This is a genomic window from Haloarcula amylolytica (assembly GCF_049705545.1).
Classification (GTDB): Archaea; Halobacteriota; Halobacteria; order Halobacteriales; family Haloarculaceae; genus Haloarcula; species Haloarcula amylolytica_B.
The window spans coordinates 31,110-54,990 of sequence record NZ_JBNAMU010000004.1; the positions used below are offsets into that span (position 1 = coordinate 31,110).

Genomic DNA, 23,881 nt, shown 5'->3' on the forward strand with positions numbered 1-23,881 from the left:
CTTGTGGTGACTGGTAGCTGACTCGCGCGGTGCCAGGACGAAATCATGGTCACCTCACTCCCCCTGGTCCTCATAGTGGCCAAAGATATCCGTGATCGCCGGGTCAGCACCGACGCCGGAGTAGACGGTTAGTAGATCGCCCGCCTGAATCGTCGTCTCACCGCGCGGGGTTATCGGGTGGTCATTTTCGTCCCGTTCGATTGCCACGACGAGCATCTTGTCGGTGAGCAGCCCCGATTGAGCAGCTTCATTGAGCGTCTTGCCCGCGATTGGGGCCTCGTCAGTAACCATGATCTCGAATACTTCAGCATCGTCCCCGATCCGCATATAGTCGACAATCGCCGGCCGTGCCACGGCACGGTACAGATATTCGGCGATGAGTTGCTGGGGGTTCTGCATCGTGTTCACGCCAATCTGCTCGAACAGCCCCATGTGCTCGGGATTGTGGACGACCGAGAGGATCGCGGGCACCTCGAACTCCTTCGCGAGAAGGCAGGTCATCACGTTCGTCGCGTCCTGGTCTGTCGTCGAGATGAGGGCGTCAGCCTGGTCGGCGCCAGCATCCTCTAACGTATCTTTCGTCGTCGCATCGGCGTTCAAGACGAGACAGTCGAACTCGTCGGCGGCTCGATTCGCTCTAGTCTCGTCGCGTTCGATGACGACGACCTCGTTCCCGGATTTGGTCGCAATATCGATGAGCGGCGTGCCGATGTCGCCGGCGCCGATGATGATGATGTACATATCGATTACACCTCCAGTCGCCGCAGGAGCGCTTCACGGACCGACATCGCGGACTCCTCCGGCCCGCGGGCCATCACGACCGTCTTGTCCACTTCTTCGCCGATGGTCTCCGGGAGTGACCCGAACACCGCCTGCGAAATCGCGCCGGAGCGAGTTGCCCCAACGCAGATCGTATCGTATTCGGCTGCGGCCTCCAGAATCGTCTGTTCGGTGTCCTCAGCAACTCTAATTTCGGTCTCGTATGACATATATTGGATTCCTGCGCGTTCAGCTAGCTCCTCGATCACCGCTTCACCGCGCTCGGTAGGGGAGCTCTCATCGTCAGTATCAGTTTCCGGCGACTGTACGTTGAGCAGCGTCAGCGAGGCGTCGTCGGCCGCGGCGACGAATTCCGACGCTCGCCTGGCCGCAATCGGCGCGTGTGGACCCCGTCCGGCGAGAACCATGATGTCACCCTCGCCACGACCACCTTCGGTGCCGAGCTTCACGAGCGTCGCGTCACAGGGTGCGCGCCCGATGACGGGATCGATCGTGGATCCGAGGACGTGCTCTCGTCGACTTCGGGTCCCCTGCCAGCCGAGGAGAACGTGATCCGCGTGCTCCTCTTCGATGACGTCCAAAATGACTGAGCCAGCATTGCGACCGACGATCGCCCGTGTCCGCAGACCGATATCGAGATCAGCGGCGATATCGCGAGCGGAGTCCAGCAGTTGCTGTTGTCGTTCGACGCGTTCCTCCTCGAATTCGAGGTCCTGCGAGAGCGACGTCTGCCGGGGAACCTCGATGACGTTCACGGCGATGACCTCGGCGTTCTCGTCTTCGTGGGCGTGCGCGCTGGCCGCCGCCATTCGGAGGAGATCCTGCTCCGTCTCCGGGTTCGCAACCGGTACCACAACACGGTAACGGTCGTCACCGTTTGCCACCACCGTTGGCTCGGGAGCAATCGCCTCGCCGACGAGACTCTCACTCAGGGCGCGGTCTCGCGCGTAGAGATAGTACCAGCCGATGCCGAAGGCGACGAGCACCGTCCCAATCGCACCGACCGGCGTCGGCGTGACGGGCAGGGCGAATTCAACCGGCCCCAAGGTGACGACAGCGGGGACGAACTCGACTGACATCTGGAAGAGAACCGCCAAACACGCCAGCATACCCACGACCGGGACAACTGGATACAGGATTGACGGAATCTGGAACGCCGGATCGTACGCCTCAGGCTTCGCCCGGCGCAACACGACGACGGTGACGTGGACCAGCGCGTACGTGACGAGGTACATGAAACTCGCCACCTCGGCGAGCGTCCCGATGCCGACACCGATGGCGATCAGGACGAGCGTAATAATCCCCGTCGCCGTGATAGCTCGGTAGGGCGTCCGGAACCGTTCGTGGACCTCGTTGAGCCAGTTGATGAGAATTCGGTCTCGCCCCATCGCGAAGTTGACCCGGGCAGCCGACAGGATACTCGCGTTCGCACTCGAGACAGTCGCGAGGACCGCACCGACGATCATTGCGAGCGCGCCGAGCGATCCCATGAATTCGGTTGCAACGTCGGCCACTGGGACCTCGGAAGTCGCGAGCGCATCAATCGACAGCGTGCCCGTCGAGACGAACATCACACCGACGTACATCAGCGTCGGCGTCACCACCGACGCGATCATCGCGAGCGGGAGGTTTCGACTCGGGTTCTTGATCTCCTCGGCGCTGGTCGCGATCACCTCGAATCCGATGAACGTCACGTACACCGTCCCGATCGTCGCTGCGACCGCCGGCCAGCCCTCGGGATTGAACTCACCGATGGTCGGGCCACTGATGAACCCCAGCGCGAGGAAGGCCACGATGAGGCCGACCAGCGTGAGGACGATGACGTTCTGTAGCGAGCCGGTCTCCTTGACGCCGTAGTAGTTGACCGCGGTCAGTAGTGCCGCCATCACGAGTGCGGCGACAGTAATCCCGAGCTGGCCCCAGCCGGCGAGGAAGCCGATGTACTGGCCGAGCCCAGGAAGGAGATACTGACCGAAGCCGATCATATAGAACGCCGACGCAAAGGTGAGTCCGGCCCACATCCCCCAGCCGACGATACTCCCGAAGAACGGCCCGAGCGCGCGATTGACGTAGTAGTAGCTGCCGCCGGCCTTCGGCATCCCTGTCGCCAGCTCCGAGAGGGAGAGCGCAGCCAACAACGAGACGATCCCGCCAGCAAAAAACGAGATCATACTGGCGGGGCCAGCTTGCTGGGCAGCGATGCTCGGGAGAACGAAAATCCCCGCTCCGATCATCGTTCCCAGGCCAATTGTATAGGCTTCAAGAAAACCGAGGTCACGAGCTAATTCTTGATCCGTTTCACTCATTGTCGAACACCGTTGTCGTTGTGGGCGTCGCCTCGTGTGTGCATTTTCGAATCAAATCGACGATCATTCGTTTCCGTCCTCTTCTGGAAGTGAGATGACCGGACGGTCCGCCTCTGTAACCAACTTGAGGGCCGTATCTCCAGACAGGAACTGGACGAGTCGGTTCCCGCCCCGGGGGCGAAACGCGATTGCACTGGCGTTCACGTCTGCTGCAATATTAATGATAGCCTCAACCACATCTCTCCGATAGGCGACTTCATCATCAGCCTCCGGGATGAAGCCTCGAAACGCAGCAAACGCATCCGAAGCGCGTTTTTCAGCCTGCTCAACTGGCAACTTGTCAGGAACTCCTTCACCCTTTTCGATGACGTGAACGACAGTTACATGGTCGTATTCGTAGCCATCGAGGATACGCGCTGTCACTCGCGCATCTTCCTCGTTGGCAACCGGGACAACGAGATGGCCTGTTAGTGATTGAGACATGGTTTATTCTTTCATTTCAGTATTGACGTCGTCACTATCACATTCGGGGCAGACATCTACCTCACGGTCAAACGTCTGCCCACAGGTTTTACAGCGAGTCTCCGCCGTGTTATGAACGTCCCCAAGATACGCCCAATGTAGTGATTCTGTTCCATCAGGCTGGGATTCATGACGAACATGGTAAAGCGAGGTGATATCTGTATCCACACCAGAGCCATCCGGATCCGGCGGATGTTTTAATACGAGTGCGTAGGCCCCGTGGTTCTCAATCTTGATGATCTCACCCTCAGTGTTCGCTTTGATTTCTGTTTCGATTGGTGTTCGAAGTGCTTTGATGCGCCGCTCAATATACGAAAGGAGCGATTTCAACTCGGGGAGCTCCAACGCATCGATCCGCTGAATCAGCATTTCGGGGAGGTCATCCGGTGGGGTTGGACCTCCATCAGCATCACCCATGATCTCACCTCCGTCTAAATGAAGCATTGAACTCATCCGGTTCGCGACGCTCTCCATTCGAGAAGTGTAACGGAGTCTGCTCAGAGATGGGCAATCTGAAGGGAGCAAGCCGGTTGTCTATCGCGTTCTCCGGGTTGGTCGTTGGTGCAACGAGACTGAACATCATATACCGACTCATACTACGGAACGATAAATATCCACCGCATCACCAAACGTTTCAGTTATTTCAACCCGAATTTTCTTCCTTTCGTTCTAACTTTCTGTGGTCGTGTCTAAAGCGGATTGATCGGCGTTTCAGCAATTTGGCTGCCGTTTAGCTGAGACAATCAACCCAGAACACAAACAAATACCTAACGACGATTTAAAATCCCCTACGGAGACAATATTCTTATATAAATATGTCTATTCAAATCGATACAATCGACGAACAGATCTTGTATTACCTGTCCCAGGAGGCCCGGCACACGTCTGCGCCCGATATCGCAGAGAAGGTTGACGTCTCGGCACCAACTGTGAGAAATCGGATTCGGCGACTCGAAGAAGAGGGAGTGATTCGGGGATACCATGTCGATATTGACTATCAGAAAGTCGGCGGACGGTTAACTAACCATTACGTCTGTAGCACGGGAAACCGTGACCGAGAAGAGATGGCCCAGCGCGTGCTCGATGTTCCGGGCGTCATAAACGTCCGGGAAATTATGTCCGGCAAAGGCGACCTCCGAATTACGGTCGTGGGGATAGACACCGACGACCTCACACGGATCGCCCAGGGGATCATCTCGCTTGGCATCGAAATCGACGACGAAGACCTGATCCATCGGGAATATTTCCACCCCTATGCCTCGTTCGGACCCCGAGACGAGGAGGTGGCTTCACCAGTCACTGGCGTCGCCGGGTTAGCTGGCGACGCGGATGTCGTCGAGGTTATCGTCAGAGAAGAGGCTCCAATCGCCGGGAAAACACTTCAGGAAGCAAACGAGACAGGGCTTGTTCCCTCCGACGTACTAGTCGTCCGAATCAACCGTGACGAGGGTACGATAACGCCAACCGGAGAAACGCTGATCAAGGAGAATGATTTCGTCACTATTCACTCCCGGTCAGGCGTCACCGAACCGACGCTCGAAGCGTTTACTGGGGATTGATCTCAACCTGACGGGATTCTCTCCCGAACGAATTGCCAAAGAACGCGGTGAGAACCGCTTACAACCTTTGTTGACGCTGGTGATAAGATGACAGCTTACTCATCGTCGGAAAGCACCTTCCCCAAGAAAGTCCAGTGGAGATGTGTTCCACCCTCAGGACGCGATTCTTCTCGGACGTGATAGAGATCGGGCCCGTGCGGGCAGTTGTCGCAGCCCTCAGCACACGAATACTGCTTCACGACCTCGGTGTATCCCTCGTGTTCGGTTGCGCGAATGATGTCTTCTCCCGGCCCTGGTTCGATTGGAGAACCAGTCTCCTCTTGAAACTGGAGGAGTTCCTGTGCGTGAATGATTGTGTTACGGAGTTCCTCGGGAGAGAGTTTATTTAATTCTGCAACGAGGTGGTCGGGAATCCCTTCTGGAGGTGTCGGTGCATTCGAAGAATCAGTCATAAAGAGTGATTTATATCGGATTCATATAATACATGACACAACAAAGAGCGTCGCCGAACCAGAACAGGCGAGACAGAGGCCCCTTACTCGTTCCAGAATGCGCCGGTGAATATCACGAATACAGGGATAATCTCCAGCCGACCGATCCACATCAGGAGTATCATCAGTAGCTTGCTGGTGGCTGGGAACTCAAGATAACTCCCGAACGGTCCCAGAAACCCGAACCCTGGCCCGATATTCCCGATTGTTGCTAGACTCGCACTGATCGCTTCCAGAATTGTCATCTCGAGGCCGACACGGCCCGCGTCAAGTAAGAGGAGTACTGTCGCCACGCCGAAGGTGAGTAGGTACAGCAGCGTAAACCCGTATATCGCACTGATGACTTCCTCATCGACGACGTGACCACCGAGACGAACTGGCTTGATCGCGTCCGGATGTGCCGTGGTGAACAGCTGCCGACGAATTCCTTTGATGACGACCAGCCACCGAACGACTTTAACGCCACCGCCGGTCGATCCGGCCGAACCGCCGATGAACATCGCGAACAACAGAAGGCCCTGTGAAGTCGTTCCCCACTGTGCGAAATCACTTGTTGCGTATCCTGTCGAGTTCAGTAGTGAGGCGACCTGGAACGTGGCTTGCCGAAGTGAATTCTCGAGTGCTCCTTGCGTGACGCCCCCAAGTTCTAAAGCTGGTGCCGACCCGGTAAAGAGAAATCCCCACAGGACAACGACCAATCCAGCGTTTGCACCGAGATAGGCTTGTAACTCCCGGTCACGGAGGAACTCGGCATAATTGTCCTGCACAAGCAAATAAAACAGTGCAAAATTCATCCCCGCAATGAGCATGAACGGAATGACAACCCACTGAACGACTGGCGAGAATGCTGCGATACTGTCGGCCTGTGGGGAGAATCCACCTGTTGGTAACGTTGTGAAACCGTGTGCGACGGCGTTGTAGACATCCATGTTCGGTGCCATCCCAGCATAGTGTAGCCCAATGAGTATGCCGACGTACAGAACGGTGAATCCAAGATAGAACAGCCAGAGCAGACGTGCAGTTTCAGCGATTTTCGGAGTTAATTTCTGGAGTTCTGGGCCAGGCGCTTCTGATTCGATTAGTTGCGCACCGTTTACTGCGGCTTCAGGGAGAATAGCGACCATCAAGACGATAATTCCCATACCACCGAGCCACTGAGTGAGTTGTCTCCACATCAGGAGTGCATGAGAATGCTGCTCGAAGGATATTTCAGCTGTAACAGTGGCGCCAGTTGTGGTGAATCCTGACATTGACTCGAACAGCGCGTTGATTGGATAGCGGAGTGCCGATTCGGTACCGTACCCTGCAACGATATACGGAATCGCCCCAATGACTGCGACGCCTCCCCAGGCTAATGCCACAAAAAGAAGCGCTTCGCGAGCGCCGAGTTGCGGATCGTCGTGAAGTCGCTCCAGCCCGGCACCGATGATGACCGTGATACCGATAGACAAGAGAAAAACAACGATATCGCCTCGATAAAGAAGACTGATGGCCAGCGGGACGAGCATAGCGACGGCGAGATATTTGATCACCGTACCAGTGAAAGCGATGCTCTGTCGCCAGTTGACTCGAACCGACATCACCGGCCTCTATTCATTAAATATGGTCTTCCCTCGTACCCTGAAAAGATTACCCGTTCTCGCCACATATGTCAAAATACAATTCAGTAACTTATTTTATATTTTTCGGCTGGCTTCTTTTTGTGATTCAATTTTGACGAATACAATCACGTGGTCCCCATGCTTGACAACGGTATCACCCCGAGGAATGACCAATTCACCGTCGCGGGTAATCGCTCCGATGACCACGCCATCCGGGAGATCATCGACTGATTCACGGATTGGCCTGTTCACAAGAACACTCTCTTCGTCGACTTCAATTTCAAGAACTTCCGCACGGTCGGATTCGATGATTGCGACGTATTCAGCTTTGTGTTCACGAGTGAAGCGCGTTATCTCCTCAGCGGTCGCTTCGCGTGGGTTGACGGCCACATCAATTCCAACCTCCTCAAACAAGTCGACGTACTCTCCCGACTCGACGACGGCGACCGCACGCTCAGACCCGAGCCGTTTAGTGAGCAAACTAACGAGCAAGTTCTTTTCATCGCTATCGAGTGAGGCAATGACAATATCGACGTCATCGATATGTTCCTGTTCAAGGAAGGCACGGTTGGTCACGTCACTTTCTAGTACTGTGGTTTCACTGAGCGACTCAGCGATTTCTCGTGCTCTGTCGTGATCTTGCTCAACGAGTTTGGGCTTCAGTCCGCGTTCTTGTAACAGACGAGCGGTATGGTAGCCGATATCACTGCCGCCAACGACGAGGATGTTAGGTTTCCCGTCGGTGTCTGGTTCGAGTTCATGAGCAAAGGTTTGGATATTCTCGGGACTTCCAATAACGATGACTTCATCACCTGGTTCTAAAACCGTTCCCCCACGGGGAATGACAACAGTATCTTCACGTAACACGGCCGCGAATGTGAGCGATTCGTAGCGATCGGCATCTTGTACAGTTACATTGGCGATCGGGCTGGACTCCGAAATCCTGAACTGAGCCATCTGAACGAGTCCGTCTGCGAATATCTCGACGTCTTGTGCCGCCGGTAAACCGACAACTCGTGCAATGGTCTCGGCAGTCAGGAGATTTGTCGCGGCCATGTGATCGATTCCGAATGCACGATCCGATCGCTGCCACGTCCGCATGTATTTCGCACTCCTGATCCGCGAAATAATGAACGCTTCAGTGATTGTCATTGCGGTGCTACAAGTGACGATATTGGTTTCGTCGTCGTCTGTGCAGGCGATGAGGATATCAGCCTCGTCGATGTTGGCTTCTTCGAGAATCTCCAAGTCTGTTCCATCGCCTTCAATACCCAAAATGTCGGTATCGTACATCAGATTCTCCACGTGAGTGCCATCGATATCGATAACGGTGACATGGTGACTATCAGCAAGGCTGGTAGCGATAGCTGACCCGACCTCGCCTGCCCCAATAATTACGACGTACATCGGCGTCCCTTCAGATCATGCATAGTGATCTGATTTATTGGGAAGGGTGAAGTGTATTTCCCATGCACTTCACTGAACGTGGTGGGGTACTGTATGGTTGATAAGTGAGAAATGCTCCGTTGTAATTTGAACCTTAATTTTTGTCGCACACCATCAATAAGCCAGTAGCAGCACTCGTACCGAAACTAACACCCGAATGGTGATGAGTCTGCGGTCGGAGAGTATTAAACAAACTCATCTCGGGAAAAATGAATGGCACGAGACGATGCTGGTCTACTGACGAAAAAAGACGCTGAACATGACTACCACCGGCAGTTCTCGGTGCTCATGACAAATTACAGAAATTTCCAACTTACCGAGTGTGGCCACAGGAGGGAGATTGGGAGCGGAGCAGGTCGTAGTGATTCGAGAATATGAACACTCGCCGCGAATTACAGTGACAACACGCTGACGCTCCTGAAAAAGGAAACTGGAATCGAGTAGTGAGGCACTCTGGTTGAGTTAGCATACCGTCTGAGTGGCTACGCCGCTGGAAGTCTCGAAAAGTCGGCTATATGATTGGGTGTGTCGATAATAGTTGCTTGGAGAGTGATTTGAGATGGTTTTCGCGGACCAAATCGGTCAATTTCACGCTTCACAGCCCCGCTAAAGCTACCGTAGTCTTAACTACTGGAACGCCATATCAGCTACCACACCCCGAGAGTCAGCGTTCGGGAGTGACTTCGACAACGCCGTCAAAGTCACAGTGTGGGCACGTGATCGACAGTCCGTTGACGGCATCCACTGCACCGCCCTGGACAGTCCCGTGACAGATCGCTTTGGAACACGACGGGCACGTGACCGACTCGAGCGCAACGGGTTTCTCGTAGCGGAGACAGTCCTTGCAGCCCGAGTATGTGGGCCGGACAGTGTTGGAGCGGACAATCCGATACGAAGCTTCAGAGTTGCCGCCGCCACAGGCCGGCCGCGCTTCACCGAAGGCAGCTGCCTGTGGGTCCGGGAAATGGTAGCGGTCTGCGCCGCCGGTCACGACCACCCACGGGATGTCCTGTGTGAGTATCTCGACGTCGTGAACGTCGAACACCTGGCCGTCCTCGGTCCAGTCCTCCGTCGCAAGCACATGCAGCGACGCTGTGTAGCGGTCCGGATACGCGACGAGTTCCAGGCCGAACACCGACGCGCCACAGGACAGTCGGCACACGCGCTTGGACTCACGAGCGTCGCTCGTGTCGTCGATGGACCGGTCGACGACATCCGTGACATCCCAGGTTCGGGAGTCGCCGTTGACGACGAGGACATCACCCGCCTCGATGGCTTGAATCGTTTCCACAAGCGCCGAGTCCACGCCAGCGTCGACGGGCGCAGTTGCGTCAGTCGCGCCCATCAGTCATCACCGGGCACCGTGTCGGGATGGGCGTTCCAGAGCCGGCGGGCGGGGCCGTTCTTCGGTGGCGTTTCGTAGTCGATGTCGTGGCGGTCCAGCACCCGGTAGATGGAGCGCTTCGAGACATCGTGTGCGGTGGCAAGATCGACAACGGTGAAGCCAGCCGCGAGGGCCGCTTCGAGATACGGTGCCGACGTGTAGGCGTCTGGCGAGAACTCATCCAGGTCAAGTGCGGCGACGAGGGCGGCCTGGCGGTCGTGCATCGTGGGCTGTGAATCGGGGGTCGTCATAGCCGTATATGTCAAGTTGACTAGCCGGATTTCCTAGAGTGTTTCGGCGAAATCAGGCCGAGTGAGCACCAGCAAAATAGCGGCAAGAAATGCAGTCATCCATCCCCTCCCCCCTTCACTCAATTTAATACCCGCGCGTGTGGGGGGCACAATTGGGAGTCAGCAGTTCGAAGCCGCTACCGACCGATTCTGAGACCGGCCATATATTCGAATCCTAAGAATAGTGAGCAAGCATCGGACAAGTGTTGTAGCGGGTTCGAATCCGCACCGGTATCCGACAGGAAGCGTCAGGTGTCGGGTGCCGGTGTGTATTGATGGAGTTCCGCCACTGCTTCAGCAACAAGCGACGGGACAAGCGTCCCTTGCTGGCGGTCGAAGTCGCGGTGCTTGATTGTCGTCGTATACCACGGCGAAATGTAGGCATCTGCGTCTGAACCGCCCTCGAGCCATGCGTCGTCTGGGACGGCGATTGCGCCGGAGTGCTGCTGGGTTGTCATCGCGAGGGCGATACATTCCGTGTGTGCGAACGGATGCGAGCTGTCGCTGACGATGACCCACGGTCGGTACGATGGCCCCGATTTGTGTGGCGCAGGCCCCCACCAGACGTCACCCTGTTCGTAGGGCATCACTCCTGGTCTCCTGATTCGTCGATACCAGAGCCCCACTCAGCAGGGTCTTCAGAGCCGAGGCGGTCAGTCGCTGCGCGGGCCGTGGCCATCGCACTGAGTGTCTTCTCGACGTCCGCAGCATCGCTGATGGCCCAATACTCACCACGATGTCGCACGAGGTCACGGTCTTCAAGCCGTGACAGAACGACGCCGACGCTTCCACGGGCAACGTCTGTTGCGTCGTGGATTTCCTTGGGTGTGTACGCTTGCTCAGGATGGGTCGCAAGGAACGAGAGGATTTCCTCAGCATTCGTCCGGCCACTCGAACGGAGATCCTCGCTGGACCCCTTTTCGAAGCGGTCAATATCGATTGGCATACGTAATAGTTTGTAACGGAGTATAATAGCTGTAATGGGTGTAATAGTACTCGGGATAGCAGTATCTGTGATTGAAATGGAAGTACCGACTTCTAACACAAGTCGTGATTCGGTCAGTACCGGCCAAGTGCTGACCGCGCGAGCATCCGCGAACGAAGCCACCGAAGAACGGCGACGAGCAACCGAGTGCTTCGCAAACACCGTGGCCGGCCGAGTATCCGGCGTGTGAGGACGCAGTGGCTCCGACGTGACTGCTACGAGTGGTCGGCCTCGGTCGGATCGTACACCCGTACCCATCCGTCGCTCTGGACTTTCACGAGGTAGTCGGTGTACTGAAACTCGACAGTCCCGACGCCCTGCCGAGACCCCGCCCCAACGTTCGGCCTGAAAAACGCCTTTTCGATCGCTGGTACGTCCACGGAATCGTACAGCGGTGGCGACTTCACCTCCCTCGGAGAGACGCCGTCAGCCTCTGCGATGGCGTAGATGATTGCGGTCGTGAGTTCACCCTGTCCGTTGGGTTCGTAGTGTCGCTGTGCTACCTGCGTCCCGTGCGTATTGGCACTGCTGGTCGGGTCATCTTCAGCCATCGGTCTATCGTCATCCCTCTTGCTCATCCATGTCACTCCGGGCGTGCGTTTCTTGCTTCGAGTCGAGGCTGGCACCCATCCCTTCGAGGGCGGCCAACACCTGGTCGGCGTGTTCGGCGGTCGTAATCGTCTCGGTCGCTTCATCGAACGTAATCACGCCTTCGTCAACCAGTTTCGGGACGTGGGCGTGGTACAGCGCGACGTACACCTCTTCACGCTGGTCGTCCGTGACGGCGTGGTCGGGAACGTCGTTCTCCCACGCGGCGATTTTCGTCGCCAAGTCAGTCAGCGACCACTCGGTGGCTTCGAGAAGCGTGTAGCACAGGTACCGTCGTCGGGAGTGCCCCAACGCCTCGTACACTGGCTCTATCTCCAGAATGTCCGGCGGCGGCAGTTGCGTTTCGGGTGACGCGAACACGTCGGCTGTTGCTTGCTCATCCGAGTTGGGTTCGCCAGCCATGCGATAGAGAAACGGTGCGTGTACAAAACGATTTCCCTCAGGCTGGGCAAAGCGAGGCTTTCAATGCTTAATACGTCCGATTTGTGGTTTCGTACTCTCCACTTACTGACCGCTCGAATGAGTCGTCGTTTCCGACGGTCTCGACCAGTGATGTCACCGGGAGGCTGAGAACGCGGCGGAATTCGGTACCCAGAGTGAGGCAATTCATCACTCAGTGGAAAGTCACACGGGTTTATGCGTCTCTGGCGCGATGGTGAGGTACGGAACCCCGACTGCACATTATGCGTTCGTGCCCTGATTCTGAAGGGGGCGTTTGAGCCGGGATACCGGACGAACAGGCAGTCTCCTCGTTCTCCTCGCGTGGCCGGCACGCGGGACGCATCACACAGCACACGCGTTCCGCAACAGCCACCACCCACCAATGCCCGAGTTCCATGCAGATGAATGGTCGCAGACGATCATCGACTACCTGACGGACGCCGACGACAGAACTGCATCGCTCGATGCCCTGATCGAGCACATCATCGACCAAGAGACGAATGCAGTCGCGCCCGACAGAGAGACGGTCACCTACGAAGTGGTACATGCGTGTCTCCCGACGCTCGCTGAGAGCGGAGTCGTCACGTTCGACGAACGAACCGAGACAATTACCTACCGACCACCACCAGCGCGATAACCCTGCTTATACGCCTCCCGGCGGTTCCCTCGCAGCTCGCGTGAAGCGATACCGGGCCACTGCTGATCTACGCTCTGTCGTCAGCAAGGGTTTGGGGGAACTATCACCGAATGAGGGTTTCAACAAGGCCGAGTACACTGCATAAATCACTTGGGTTCTGCCTACGTCTACTCCCGATGTTGTTTGATAACTACGCACGCTTACTGAGCGGCGTATTCGCTCTATGTCGGCTGAGATGAAGATACGTCTGTAGTAACGACTTGTTATATTAGTCGTAACAGACTCCCCGATTTTCACTCGGTACACGGGGTGTCTCACCCCGCTCCTACCAGCCGCTAGATACTTTAGTGACGGAAACTAAAAGAATCGTAATGCGTATTGAAGCGACCGAGGGCAACGAGTACAAAGTATGGTTGAACGACGCTGAAATCGAGGACCTCCGCCGCGCCACCAACAGTCAGCGCGACGATCTTATCATTCAGCTCGGAGCGTTCGTTGGCCTCCGGGCATTCGAAATCCCACAGATCCGACCCGTTGACGTCAAGCAGACTCAGAGCGGACAGTACCGGCTTCGCGTCCAAGCCGGGAAAGATACCAGCGGCAACGGCGGGAAGCCTCGCGATGCCTTCCTCCCCGCCGACGTTGAGCGCGATCTCCAGCGCTTCCAGAACGAACACAACATCGCACCCAAGGACTCCTTTATCGATCTAACCCAACCCGGTGTCCGTGCTGTGGTTCGACGGACAGCTGCGCGAGCTGCTGAAGCAACTGGCGACGAGGACTTCGAGAAGGTGAGTACGCACGACCTCCGACGTCGGTTCGCACAGCGACTCCTCGTCGACGAACAGATGAATCCCCGAGTGGTGATGGCCGTCGGTGGGTGGGACTCCTTCGCCGCCATCGAACCATATCTGAACGCCCCCAGCGAGGACGTCATCGACGAGGCGTTCCAGGAGGCCGAGCTATGACCGAAGACGACGTCGACCCCGAGGACCCGCGACCGACGGGCCACTACCCACGGTTCGCCGACAACGAATGGCACTACGTTCCGGATGAACTGGCACAGACGATCTCCCTGGGCCCGGCCGGCGATGGTGAGGAAGGCCAGGACTGGGTGCTGACATACACGCCGGAGAAGCAAGACGAAGACGACCGCGAGAAAGTGTTGGTCCGGCTCACGCCAAGGGCGTTGCACGAGCTTCATATCGAGACAAAAGACCTCTCGGTTGAACAGCGACAAATGGGCCACCGCGCCGAGTGTGATCTGTGCGGAGAGATGGTCGATCTTGACCGCGCGATACCGAATGCCCGAGGAGAGCCCTGTCACAAGCGCTGCTGGGCCGAGTACACCGGCGCTCCGGATTGGTTCTCAGACTACCTGTGAACGCTTGACACCACGAGCGATGACCACTTAGAAGATTCACCGAGACCCCAGAGGATACAGCTACGAAGGAGAACCCAGATTGGTTGTTACGACCAGTCGTGATCGTCGATACCCTCGTAGTGTTTCAGGCGACTCTCAATTTCCCAGGCTTCCCAGCCACACTCGTGGTACAAGACATCAGCGAGGCTGTCGAAGTTGCTCTTGTCGAGTTCGATACCACGATTGCCGCGATAGATGATATACGGCTCACTCCGGAGGTCTGCGTAGACCTCGCGCGCTGTTGGATACTCGTCGCCAATAGCCGAGAGATTCAGCAGAGCGTCCTCTGTAATCGGTGTGCCCCATTTGTGTTTGGCAATCATCGTAGCCAAGAGAGCACATTTCACCGACGGCTTCTCCATAATCGAGCGATGAAGCCACTCGTATATAACACCTGTTAATGGTGATTAACGCTAGTGGAAATACTTATACACGCGTAGACCAGTTATCCTGTATGAGCAGTATGGACCACGCAGCCGACCGCGGGGAAAAGAAAGAACTCCGGAAGGAACACCCCAGCGGATGGCTCTACCTCACGCAGCACGATGCCATCCCGATTCTCGTCGACGCGTTGCTTGATCTCCCGCCGAACCGTGAGTTCAACAAAACCGAACTCGCAGAGCATGCAGGCGTTACGCGCCAGACGGTCGGCAACTATACCGACCTCTTACTCGAGGTCGAACTCATCGAAGTGGTTCCAGACACGTCCCCACGTCGATACCGAGTTGCGGACAGCGATGTCGTTCGAGAACTCTTTGAGCTGAACAGCGCGCTCAACAACGTCGGTAATGAGTAGGACACCCCCTTCGCTCTCGTGTCTAGATACGCGACGCCCATCCCGTCAAAGGTAAACTACTGGCCCAAATCGAACTGTGACTGACGAGAGACATCAGCGGAGCGCTATGGCACAGCAGTACTAATGGTTCTGTTCGAACCAGTAAACGGGATATCGATCTCGAGGCCGGCGTAGGCTAACAGTGGCTTTTTCGCCTGTCCCGATCCGCCGCCTTCGAACTCGATGACGCCGATGTCTTCCAGTTCAGAGAGATTCCGGTGAATTTGCTTGTAGTCACGGTCTACCAGATCAACAGCCTCGCGTATGCTCTCGGGGCCGCCCCGCTCTGTACTACCTGTGCGTGTCTCACCAAAGAAATGCAATTCGACCGGACATCACCTATCCACTGGGGGGAGGGGGGCCTGGTACACACGCGCGCAGGTATTGCTGCTGGGTTTCTATGGACAGAGTGAGATTCGTATCCGCAATGATTTGAATCACTCCATGAACTCACGAACCTCGTTGCAGTATTCTTGATCGGTCTGCTCAACATCTTCGCCACATAGTCCTCATCAGTTAGAAAAATTAGTGGTAGCAGCGGGGAGAGGGGTACCGGCCGGGCCCCCCTCTCATCGCGGGGGGTGTGTAGTCTGAGCTAGAGTTATGCACGCGTGCGAATGGCGTTAGCTTTCTGACCAGTTTGCCGAGATTACGGGTCACGCGCCGACCCCTCCTGTCTGCTACCTGAGGTGTCTGGAAGCGAATCAGCTGGGATTCGAGCAACAACCAGTTCGTCGCCATTCTCGTCTCGCATCCGGACCTCCCGGTGACGATCTCCGTCGACGAAGTCCTCGACGAACTTGAGATCCGCAACCGGGGAGGTCAGTTCCTCCCCAATCTCGGCGGCTTCAACGTTGACATAGCCATCGCCCGGGTCTTTGACGTACAAACGGTGGGCTGTCTGATTCTCCCACTCGCCGAAAATGCTATCATCGTACTCGAGCTCGGGCTCGGGCTCGTCGGCCGCCTCGGATGTTGGCTTCTCGTCAGGCTCACCGAGTCGGATGACGAGTTTCTTCCCGCCAAACTCGCCCGTAGAGACATTATCCCACCGGAAGAGCGTGTTCTCATTCTCAGTGAAACACAGCCCGATGCCGTCCTCAACATCCCGGTAAGACATTAGATCGGTGTCTCTCGGCATGTCAACCCCATCAAATCCGGGAGGATACGTTGAGCGGACGCCCGATTTCGGGTTTGGTTTCCCGTCAGGCATCCAAATCCATCGTCCAAATTCCTTGAGGATATCGGCTTTCACGTTCTCTTTCCGATGGATTCCCATCAAAATGGTCAGGCCAGCACGCCGTGAGTCAGCGATGCAGCTCCGGGCGACTTCGACCTTGTCGTACAGCCGATGCTGGTCCTGTCGGGCCCGCTGTGGCATCAGGTCCCCGCCCTCGTCGAACGAGAACGTCATGAACTTGTAGTACGCCGAGTAGTCCACAGCCGCGACGAGGAACATAAACCACCAGTGAGATGTCGGGGTCGGCGTCACGCCGTCCTGCCCGCGGGCTTCCCACTCTGGAACGTACGGCAGTTCGTCGAACTGCCCTCGAGACGTTTCCCGGGAGAGTTCCGTGCAGCCCTGGAATGATGGGTCGGGATAGACGACGTTAAACGTGCCTGCGGGCCCGCTCGCGAGTTGTTCGAGCAGATCCAGGACGCTGTCATAGTAGACGACATCCCGGACGAGATCCTCGAGGTCGTCAACCTCGGTAATCGGCTCACCACTCTCGAAGTCCTGGTCTTCATCCATCCAGTAGGCCGCAATCGAGGCGTGTTTCGGGAGGTACAGCGTCGTCCACTTCCGGAGGTCTAACCACTCAGACCGCTCCGGCGTCCCGCGCCAGACTGAGAACTCGCCTGTGACCTCGCCACCGTCGTTTTCCGTTGTATTTTCATTCAGGATTCGGATGTTCGCCTCACGCAGCAACGTCGACTTGCCAGACCCTCGCCGACCCCGGATTACGGCGACCTCCCCGCCCGGGTCGTTCGTCGAGCGGGTCGGGTCCCGTTCGTGAAGCAGCAGATTTGGATAGCACATCCGCGCCTTCGGGTTGTCTTTGTACTCGGATTCCTCATCGAGTTCAGGAACGCCGAAACAGCGCCGCATCTCGTACGCGTCTGTCTTCCAGTGACCCGGTGCGCTGTAGTTCCGACAACTCTGTTTGGTCCGCTCCCCCCAGTCGTTTCCAGGCGGAGCAGTTCCGTTGCTCTCCGTGGGACTCTCCGTGTAGTCAGATTCGTCGTTGTGTTGTGGAGAACTCATAGTCAGATCATGCATCAGGGATGGCTACTCAGCGATCAGTGCGGCAAATGCGTCGTCTTCGGTATGCTCAGTTGTCGAATCCTGCATGGTCACCGACCGCTCCCGCAACTCCGCGAGGGTGACGCGATCCTCAGCAGTGCAGTCCGCCTCCGAATCTGTCTCGTGGAAGGTAGCTTCGACGGGCTCGTCGACGCCAGGTCGATGGACCAACCGCGTGCCGTCTCGATCGGCGTCGACGGCGGCGCCGTTCGCGATAGCGCCCTGTGTCGCACAGTTCCGACAAGCATGAACCTCGTCATCATCGTTCCCGAACACGCGTGCGTACTGTGCATTGACTGGCTCGCCACAATTCAGGCAGGTCACGGACGTTACCATAGCACGGTATCGGCTGGCACGGCTAGTAAAGCACAAGCCCATTTTGACAGTTGTCAACTAATTGGTGTCAAAATGGGAGTGGTTTTTACCCTAGTCTCCACCGAACAGCAGGAGTGTGGCTATCCACTGGTGATGGCCGTGAAAGACTAATGCCAAGCATTAACAAGCTCTCTGTCCGCGGCGGCTCTGGAATGGTAACGCTTCCAAAAGACGAACTCGAGATGTGTGGCCTTCTGGACGAGGATGGTGATCCGGATACCGAGGTTCAGTTCCTCATCAAGATGGAGCGACCCGGCGAGTGGCGAATCTCTGTGCTCGATGACTCCTGTGTCGACGATTCCTGGTACAGTGGCGACACGCCCGAAACCGGTGTGCAGGTCGGGGCTGGTGGCGGAAGTCGAGGGTAGGATATCACGCTCAAAGAGTCGTTCACTTTCACCGTGGTCCAATAACGCCTTTCATATCAGGGTGAAAAGCCGGGAGTATGCGCTGGACTTTACCGCGCTTTGCAGCCCTCCAAGGACTGTATTCTCGTACTGCACGATCTGCAGCACTTCCCCTATCTACTGCATACAAAACCGCCAGACGGAGAGTGGGTAGAAGAGGTGTGCTGCAGACCTTTAACTTGCCCATTGGTCAAAACCACAGCCTCCGAGAAGACAGGAGGTGGTAACGCGATGGGACGAGATGAGCAGCTCACGACCTACGTTGACGCCGAGGTGGCGCGTGAAATCGAGCGGCGAGCGGAGGCTGAAGATGTCTCTGCCTCGACCTACATTGCACAGGTTCTCGATCAACACATCCACGACGAAGCTGTCGAGGAACAAGCGCGTGAACATCGGGCCGAACAACGCATTCAGGAGCTCGTTGCCGAGGCACGTGATGAAGTCAGTGAAGCGACAGAGGGATTGGAAGACCTCGTCGCAAAATCAGGTGTCTACTCGATAGCAGTCTGGGAACTCGTCAAAGACGAGTATGACGACCCGCGCCGACAGCACGCCCTCGATGTCGGTACTGAACGGCTCCGAGAGGACATGGATGCACTTGACGGAGATATCGAAAGCGCCCAGACACAGAGTACCACACCATCTGAGGCCACTGACAGTACTGCAGCAGAATCTGATGACCGGGATTGGGATTTCGAATGATCGTAAAATCGGACTTCCAGACAGGGAGCGCCGGCAATCTCATCACCTACATCAGTGAAGATGCAGAGCGGACAGTCGAGATTCGAGATTCGACTGGTCGCAAGCTGAGCAAAAAAGAAATTGAAGCGTTCGTCGGGCGGTCTGAGACGGCGGATATGCAGCGCCAGTTCATCATTGCGCCTGATCCGGATGCAGGCTACACTGCAGCAGAAATTGACCAGTGTACTCGGTCCACGCTCAACGAGTGGAAAGCAGAGAAACCCTCTGCCGAGTACGTCTACGGAGTCCACGCTCGTCCAGAATCAGGGAAGTCACACGCCCACGCCGCTGCGATCGGCAAAAAGCGGGACCTACACATGGAGACAGACGATTTAACCGCCCTTCGAGAACGGGCACGAGAGCAGTTTCGGGAGCAGACACGGCTCAGAAGCAGGGAGCGTGTTCAAGAACGGAGTGCTACAGCGGAGCAAGAGCGCGAAGTGACTGAAGCACAGGAGGACTACGATGACATCTGAGACTGGGACTAGCAAACGGCAAGAGAGTCCTGGGGAGATGTTCATCGAGACTCTGTTGACAAAGGTGCTGCCGCGGTTGCTGATTCCATGGTGGTACGTCGAATGGGACCAGCCGAAATTACGTCGGTTTCGGCTCTGGTGGTGGATCTATCCCTGTTATGCGCTGCTGGGGAGTGTCGTCTTCGTCGGTGCGTTATTGCAAGGAGAAGTCTGGCCGATCCTTGTAATGCTATTTGCACACGTGATGGCCCCGCTGGTATTCCTTGGCGAGGTCCTCGGACTATCTATCTCTGGCGTCGGTTTCGCGGGCATTCCTGATATCCTCTTTTTAGGGCCATATGCTGCATTCAGCGTCGCGATAGCGTGCCTACCACTCACTCGACGCTGGGGCGACAACATCTTTGATCTGAAAGAACCCAAGTATATCAGAGAATCCGACGAATTTGTCGTTCCAATGGAAGAGAAAGCTGCCTCTTCGGGTGAGTATACAATCAGAAGCGATATCCCGGCACTGCCCAGACTCCGCCAAGATCTTTCGACAGCAGTTCTCGGTGAGACGGGGAGTGGAAAGACGACTGGGATGCAACTCCTTGCACAACAGTATCCCCACGATGAGGAGACAGCAGTCATCATACACGAATCCGGAACCGACTTCGAACAATTCTATCGAGAACGTGGATTTGAGGTACTTCGAGTCGGGGTAGAAGAGACGGATGTCCGCTGGAGCCTCTTTCGGGATGTTGAAAAAGAGGAGGATTATCAAGAGGTAGCCGAGTCTGTGTTCGGAGAGCCAGATGGAAGGAATCCGTTCCATCGCAAGGCAAAGAGCGTGTTTACTGCCTGTCTGAAATATCTCCATCGCGAAGCTGAAAAACAAGATGCGATTGACCAACTCGGCCATGACGATATCTACGATCTGGTGCACGAGCCCAAAGACGAAATATATAATCGGCTGAATAAGTACGATGACCTTCGTACTGAAGCGCAGCGAATTAGGCCAGGAGATGACGGCGGCCCAGAGAGCGTCTATACAGAACTCACACAAAATGTCGAGGATGTATTTACTGGTCAATTCAAGACTGATGGTGATTTTTCCATTCGAGAGTATGTCGAAAATCCCAACGGCCGAGTGCTGTTGATTCGCTCTGGACCGATGGCGAGGAAAGCTGCTCCGATGTATCAAGTGATGCTGGATTGGACGATTCGGATCGCGCGGTCCTCGGCAACACCGACGAACTTTATTTTGGACGAGATTGACTCCCTTCCGCCGATAGAAGGGTTACCAGGCCTTGCAGCCCGGGGGCGAAGTGAGGATGCACGAGTCATGGTCGGGGCACAGACGGTCGGCCAGCTCGAGGCCGTCTATGGAGAGGAGTCGGCAGCAGTATTAGGAAACTGCCCACAGGGCCTGTACTTCCAACCTGGTGATGAACAGACGACGCGGTATATCCAATCAGAAATCGGGAAAGAGCGAGAACAGACAGTATCGCAGTCACGCTCGCGGTCGAAAAACCAGAACGGCGGTTCATACCAGACGACACAGAGTCACACCACCCGGACCGAGGATCGCCGTCCGATCACCGCCGGTGAGCTGACACGGATGGGAACAGGAGAATGTGTCATAGTTGGAAAGAAGCACTGGTGGAAAGGACAGGCAAAACAGGCTGATGCGGTGGAAGAGCAGGTCAAAGAGCCAACGAAACCACTGCGCGGTCGGCTGAAAGAGATAGTATGGGATAGCTCTCGTTGAGAGGCCTCCAGTTCTGAATTATGACAGGGTGGCTCCACATCGACCAGGACTATTGTGAAACGATACTGGGCCGGGCGCATACGATATCGATATCGTCGACGTCCAGACCGGTCTCCAGTGGTGCTTGCCAGCCGATATCAGGAATAAGTATGCCATCAACAACCAGTTCGTCTGGAACGCCGAGTTTACGGGCGAGTATATCGACTACGAGCTGGTCTCGCCGACGATTCAAGAGCAATACCAGCTCAGTTGAATCTGGTGACACCCTCAGAAACGGATACTACCAGCGTGGTGGATACAGAGAGGGGCGCCAGAAAATAATAGGCTGGCTTGGTGAGTTCGATTATTTCGACTGCAGAGAATTATGGAACGCGTCACGCATCAGAGACCCGACTCAATGGTAGATTCCAAGCAAGCTACTCAGGAACGGACTCACTGGGGATGATTTCGAAACGCGCACCGCCGTCGGAGCCGTCTGTGAGTCGTAGCTCCCAATCGTGGGCATCAATAATTTGCTTGACGATGCTCAACCCGAATCCAGTGCCCTCGTCGCTCGTTGAATATCCCGCAGTGAATACGTCATCGTATTCATCCTCTGGGATACCCGGTCCATCATCTTCGATATAGATTCCCTCCTCAAACTCGCCGACGGTCACGGTCACATCGTCCCCACCATGTTCAATGGCATTACGGACAAGATTTTCACACACCTGCTTTAGCCGACTCTCGTCCGCCTCAATTGTACAGTCAACATCGGCGACGAGCGTGGCGTCCTCCGTCTCGACGTTCGACCAACACTCCTCGAGGATTTGTGCGATGGCAACCGGTTCGTGTTCAGTTACCGTCTCGTCTCCACGAGCCAGCGTCAGGAGGTCGTCGATCAAGACCTCCATTCGATTCAGACCGCGTTCGGCGCGTTCTAAATGCTCGCTGTCACACTCCGCCTGTGCGAGATTTATTCCACCGATAGCAACGTTGAGCGGATTCCGGAGATCGTGGGAAACAACACTGGCGAACCCATCAAGGCGTTGGTTCCGCTGTTTCAATTCCCGTTCACGCTCTTTACGCTCGGAGATGTCACGCAACATCCCGACTGACCCCTCGAAGCAATCGCCTTCGTAGGGCAAGACACCCATGTGGTCCTCGCAGGGAATCGGCTCTCCGTCTTTGGGCTGAATCTCAATCTCGAACTGCACACTGTCGGGTCCGTCCGATGAGAGAATCCGACCGAGATAGGTTTCTGCTCGTTTGACTGCGTCCGCTGATTTAATCAGTGCTGGTGTCGCTCCGAGAATCGTCTCGCGGTTGTACCCAACCATCTCGATGAACGCGTCGTTTACATATTTGAACCGACCCGTCTCATCGAGAACGTAGACGGGGTCGCTAAGCGTCCCCACGAGCGTCGAAAGTCGAGTTAGTTCGTTCTCTAGCTCTTGTTCCGCGGAGAGGTCTCGAACAGAGCAGATCAGCTCTCCAGAATCCGTCTGGACGACGCGGTGGTCTTCGAGAAAGGTAGTGCCATCAGCTCGGAGCCCAACTGTTTCACCGCTCCATGAACCCGCATCAGCGACCGTCGGCAAAATGTCGTTCCGGACGACTGCGACCTCGTCGTCAGGGTACACCAATTCCCAGTGTTCGCCAATTAGTTCCTCTGTGGCATAGCCATAGAGAGTCGCGTACGCTTGGTTGACGTAAATGTACTCGCCGTCCTCGTTGAGGATGCTAATCCCTTCATGTGCGGTATCGCTGGCTTTACGCTGACGCTCGCGTGCATGCTCGGCACGGTATCGCTCAACGGCGTTTCGCACTCGATTTGCGAGCACGGTGTACTGGTCAGTACCGGGCTCTTTTTGTAGATAGTCAGTGACACCAGCGGAGATTGCATTGCCAGCGACTTCTTCGGAGCCCTTGCCAGTGAACAGTATAAACGGCAGGTCAGGCCTCGTCTCACGGAGGGTTTCAAGGAACTCGATACCGTTCTGGCCCGGCATATCGTAGTCAGAAATTATGCAGTCGAAGTCCTCGTCAGCAAGTCGCTCTAGCCCCCTGCTGGCGCTCGTCGCAGTTTCGACAGTAAGTGCGTCGTCCTCCCGCTCGAGAAAGTCAACTACTAAATCAGCGAAATCCGGCTCGTCATCGACATGCAGAACGCGTATATCCGACAGATGACCCATATATAAATCACAGTTACTAGATAGCATAAGATTATGCTGCCAGTTCTCAGATAGAATATTTGCTTCCGGGGATGTTCCGGTCAAATTAGAAATATATTTTTCTCGATATCCTCAGTCGTGACAGGACAATGAACTGGCTGCCACAGTGAATCTGTGGTTGGAACACTGGCCACCATTCCGTCAGTGAATCTATCAATCCGGGTATGCTTCTCGTGAGAGTGGCCAGCGGGTTAGTCGTCGGCGACAGTCTGAGTAATCGATGCCTGAGCAGTGTCCTGATTCACCGACTGCGGGCCGATGCGAACCCCTGAGAGGTCCGAGTAAGATAGATCCGGATCCACGGA

Annotated in this window: 26 protein-coding genes and 1 pseudogene; 9 read left to right on the plus strand and 18 right to left on the minus strand. The window is 55.9% G+C overall.

Annotated features, from left to right (window positions below; all coding sequences use genetic code 11):
• Nucleotides 1–54 precede the first annotated feature (54 nt).
• The 4 genes from ACOZ4H_RS20320 to ACOZ4H_RS20335 all read right to left on the minus strand — a co-directional run bounded on the left by ACOZ4H_RS20320 (nt 55) and on the right by ACOZ4H_RS20335 (nt 4,025).
• On the minus strand, nt 55–741 hold the full coding sequence (locus tag ACOZ4H_RS20320; protein ID WP_424331082.1) for a potassium channel family protein: 687 nt from the start codon (nt 739–741) through the stop codon (nt 55–57).
• 5 nt (nt 742–746) lie between these two features.
• Nucleotides 747–3,086: an amino acid permease gene (locus ACOZ4H_RS20325; RefSeq protein WP_424331083.1), complete on the minus strand. Its 2,340-nt coding sequence runs from the start codon at nt 3,084–3,086 to the stop codon at nt 747–749.
• A 63-nt stretch (nt 3,087–3,149) separates the two neighbouring features.
• On the minus strand, nt 3,150–3,569 hold the full coding sequence (locus ACOZ4H_RS20330) for a universal stress protein (protein WP_424331084.1): 420 nt from the start codon (nt 3,567–3,569) through the stop codon (nt 3,150–3,152).
• 3 nt (nt 3,570–3,572) lie between these two features.
• Nucleotides 3,573–4,025 (minus strand): zinc ribbon domain-containing protein, encoded by a 453-nt coding sequence (locus tag ACOZ4H_RS20335; protein WP_424331085.1) that lies wholly within the window; start codon nt 4,023–4,025, stop codon nt 3,573–3,575.
• A 398-nt stretch (nt 4,026–4,423) separates the two neighbouring features.
• On the opposite strand from ACOZ4H_RS20335, the gene ACOZ4H_RS20340 reads away from it, so the two are divergent.
• Complete coding sequence (locus tag ACOZ4H_RS20340; RefSeq protein ID WP_424331086.1) at nt 4,424–5,167, plus strand: winged helix-turn-helix transcriptional regulator; 744 nt, start codon at nt 4,424–4,426, stop codon at nt 5,165–5,167.
• A gap of 95 nt (nt 5,168–5,262) precedes the next feature.
• Here ACOZ4H_RS20340 and ACOZ4H_RS20345 read toward each other — a convergent pair whose 3' ends face one another.
• The 9 genes from ACOZ4H_RS20345 to ACOZ4H_RS20385 all read right to left on the minus strand — a co-directional run bounded on the left by ACOZ4H_RS20345 (nt 5,263) and on the right by ACOZ4H_RS20385 (nt 12,375).
• Nucleotides 5,263–5,619: a hypothetical protein gene (locus ACOZ4H_RS20345; protein ID WP_424331087.1), complete on the minus strand. Its 357-nt coding sequence runs from the start codon at nt 5,617–5,619 to the stop codon at nt 5,263–5,265.
• Nucleotides 5,620–5,702: 83 nt separating this feature from the next.
• Nucleotides 5,703–7,238: a TrkH family potassium uptake protein gene (locus ACOZ4H_RS20350; protein ID WP_424331088.1), complete on the minus strand. Its 1,536-nt coding sequence runs from the start codon at nt 7,236–7,238 to the stop codon at nt 5,703–5,705.
• Nucleotides 7,239–7,334: 96 nt separating this feature from the next.
• Nucleotides 7,335–8,666: a Trk system potassium transporter TrkA gene (gene trkA / locus ACOZ4H_RS20355; protein ID WP_424331089.1), complete on the minus strand. Its 1,332-nt coding sequence runs from the start codon at nt 8,664–8,666 to the stop codon at nt 7,335–7,337.
• Nucleotides 8,667–9,369: 703 nt separating this feature from the next.
• Nucleotides 9,370–10,050, minus strand: coding sequence for a hypothetical protein (locus ACOZ4H_RS20360; protein ID WP_424331090.1), 681 nt, complete (start codon nt 10,048–10,050; stop codon nt 9,370–9,372).
• On the minus strand, nt 10,050–10,313 hold the full coding sequence (locus ACOZ4H_RS20365) for a hypothetical protein (RefSeq protein ID WP_424331091.1): 264 nt from the start codon (nt 10,311–10,313) through the stop codon (nt 10,050–10,052). Before ACOZ4H_RS20365 ends, ACOZ4H_RS20360 begins: the two co-directional genes overlap by 1 nt.
• A gap of 314 nt (nt 10,314–10,627) precedes the next feature.
• Nucleotides 10,628–10,966, minus strand: coding sequence for a type II toxin-antitoxin system PemK/MazF family toxin (locus ACOZ4H_RS20370; protein ID WP_424331092.1), 339 nt, complete (start codon nt 10,964–10,966; stop codon nt 10,628–10,630).
• Nucleotides 10,966–11,325, minus strand: coding sequence for a MarR family transcriptional regulator (locus ACOZ4H_RS20375; RefSeq protein ID WP_424331093.1), 360 nt, complete (start codon nt 11,323–11,325; stop codon nt 10,966–10,968). Before ACOZ4H_RS20375 ends, ACOZ4H_RS20370 begins: the two co-directional genes overlap by 1 nt.
• Before the next feature lie 254 nt (nt 11,326–11,579).
• Nucleotides 11,580–11,942 carry a HalOD1 output domain-containing protein gene (locus tag ACOZ4H_RS20380; RefSeq protein ID WP_155120717.1) on the minus strand — a complete coding sequence of 121 codons (363 nt, stop codon included), beginning with the start codon at nt 11,940–11,942 and terminating at the stop codon, nt 11,580–11,582.
• Nucleotides 11,926–12,375, minus strand: coding sequence for a DUF7344 domain-containing protein (locus tag ACOZ4H_RS20385; RefSeq protein WP_064287490.1), 450 nt, complete (start codon nt 12,373–12,375; stop codon nt 11,926–11,928). Before ACOZ4H_RS20385 ends, ACOZ4H_RS20380 begins: the two co-directional genes overlap by 17 nt.
• A 421-nt stretch (nt 12,376–12,796) precedes the next feature.
• Between ACOZ4H_RS20385 and ACOZ4H_RS20390 the strand changes: the two genes are divergently transcribed.
• The 3 genes from ACOZ4H_RS20390 (at nt 12,797) to ACOZ4H_RS20400 (ending at nt 14,435) form a co-directional block, all read left to right on the plus strand.
• A complete protein-coding gene (locus tag ACOZ4H_RS20390) occupies nt 12,797–13,051 on the plus strand; it encodes a DUF7344 domain-containing protein (protein WP_064287491.1) in 255 nt (84 codons plus the stop codon).
• Between the two features lie 371 nt (nt 13,052–13,422).
• Nucleotides 13,423–14,019, plus strand: coding sequence for a site-specific integrase (locus ACOZ4H_RS20395; protein WP_424331094.1), 597 nt, complete (start codon nt 13,423–13,425; stop codon nt 14,017–14,019).
• The gene (locus tag ACOZ4H_RS20400) at nt 14,016–14,435 is read left to right on the plus strand and encodes a hypothetical protein (protein WP_424331095.1); all 420 of its coding nucleotides are present in this window, start codon (nt 14,016–14,018) and stop codon (nt 14,433–14,435) included. Before ACOZ4H_RS20395 ends, ACOZ4H_RS20400 begins: the two co-directional genes overlap by 4 nt.
• Nucleotides 14,436–14,521: 86 nt before the next feature.
• Here ACOZ4H_RS20400 and ACOZ4H_RS20405 read toward each other — a convergent pair whose 3' ends face one another.
• Nucleotides 14,522–14,836, minus strand: a complete 315-nt coding sequence (locus ACOZ4H_RS20405) for a hypothetical protein (RefSeq protein WP_424331096.1) — start codon at nt 14,834–14,836, stop codon at nt 14,522–14,524.
• 92 nt (nt 14,837–14,928) lie between these two features.
• On the opposite strand from ACOZ4H_RS20405, the gene ACOZ4H_RS20410 reads away from it, so the two are divergent.
• Nucleotides 14,929–15,270 (plus strand): hypothetical protein, encoded by a 342-nt coding sequence (locus tag ACOZ4H_RS20410; protein WP_424331097.1) that lies wholly within the window; start codon nt 14,929–14,931, stop codon nt 15,268–15,270.
• A 104-nt stretch (nt 15,271–15,374) separates the two neighbouring features.
• Here ACOZ4H_RS20410 and ACOZ4H_RS20415 read toward each other — a convergent pair.
• The 3 genes and pseudogenes from ACOZ4H_RS20415 to ACOZ4H_RS20425 all read right to left on the minus strand — a co-directional run.
• Nucleotides 15,375–15,584, minus strand: a pseudogene (locus ACOZ4H_RS20415) (transcriptional regulator); the annotation flags it as partial.
• Between the two features lie 374 nt (nt 15,585–15,958).
• Nucleotides 15,959–17,575: a hypothetical protein gene (locus ACOZ4H_RS20420; protein ID WP_424331098.1), complete on the minus strand. Its 1,617-nt coding sequence runs from the start codon at nt 17,573–17,575 to the stop codon at nt 15,959–15,961.
• A gap of 24 nt (nt 17,576–17,599) precedes the next feature.
• Nucleotides 17,600–17,950 carry a DUF7563 family protein gene (locus ACOZ4H_RS20425; RefSeq protein WP_424331099.1) on the minus strand — a complete coding sequence of 117 codons (351 nt, stop codon included), beginning with the start codon at nt 17,948–17,950 and terminating at the stop codon, nt 17,600–17,602.
• Between the two features lie 149 nt (nt 17,951–18,099).
• Here ACOZ4H_RS20425 and ACOZ4H_RS20430 point away from each other — a divergent pair, with 149 nt between their 5' ends.
• The 4 genes from ACOZ4H_RS20430 (at nt 18,100) to ACOZ4H_RS20445 (ending at nt 21,363) form a co-directional block, all read left to right on the plus strand.
• Nucleotides 18,100–18,357 carry a hypothetical protein gene (locus ACOZ4H_RS20430; RefSeq protein WP_424331100.1) on the plus strand — a complete coding sequence of 86 codons (258 nt, stop codon included), beginning with the start codon at nt 18,100–18,102 and terminating at the stop codon, nt 18,355–18,357.
• A 270-nt stretch (nt 18,358–18,627) separates the two neighbouring features.
• The gene (locus ACOZ4H_RS20435; RefSeq protein WP_424331101.1) at nt 18,628–19,098 is read left to right on the plus strand and encodes a hypothetical protein; all 471 of its coding nucleotides are present in this window, start codon (nt 18,628–18,630) and stop codon (nt 19,096–19,098) included.
• Entirely contained in the window at nt 19,095–19,613 is a 519-nt protein-coding gene (locus ACOZ4H_RS20440; RefSeq protein ID WP_424331102.1) for a hypothetical protein, read from the plus strand. Before ACOZ4H_RS20435 ends, ACOZ4H_RS20440 begins: the two co-directional genes overlap by 4 nt.
• A complete protein-coding gene (locus tag ACOZ4H_RS20445; RefSeq protein WP_424331103.1) occupies nt 19,603–21,363 on the plus strand; it encodes a type IV secretion system DNA-binding domain-containing protein in 1,761 nt (586 codons plus the stop codon). Before ACOZ4H_RS20440 ends, ACOZ4H_RS20445 begins: the two co-directional genes overlap by 11 nt.
• Before the next feature lie 416 nt (nt 21,364–21,779).
• Here the strand turns inward: ACOZ4H_RS20445 and ACOZ4H_RS20450 are convergent, their stop codons facing one another.
• Nucleotides 21,780–23,621 (minus strand): PAS domain S-box protein, encoded by a 1,842-nt coding sequence (locus tag ACOZ4H_RS20450; protein WP_424331104.1) that lies wholly within the window; start codon nt 23,619–23,621, stop codon nt 21,780–21,782.
• Nucleotides 23,622–23,881: the final 260 nt, after the last annotated feature.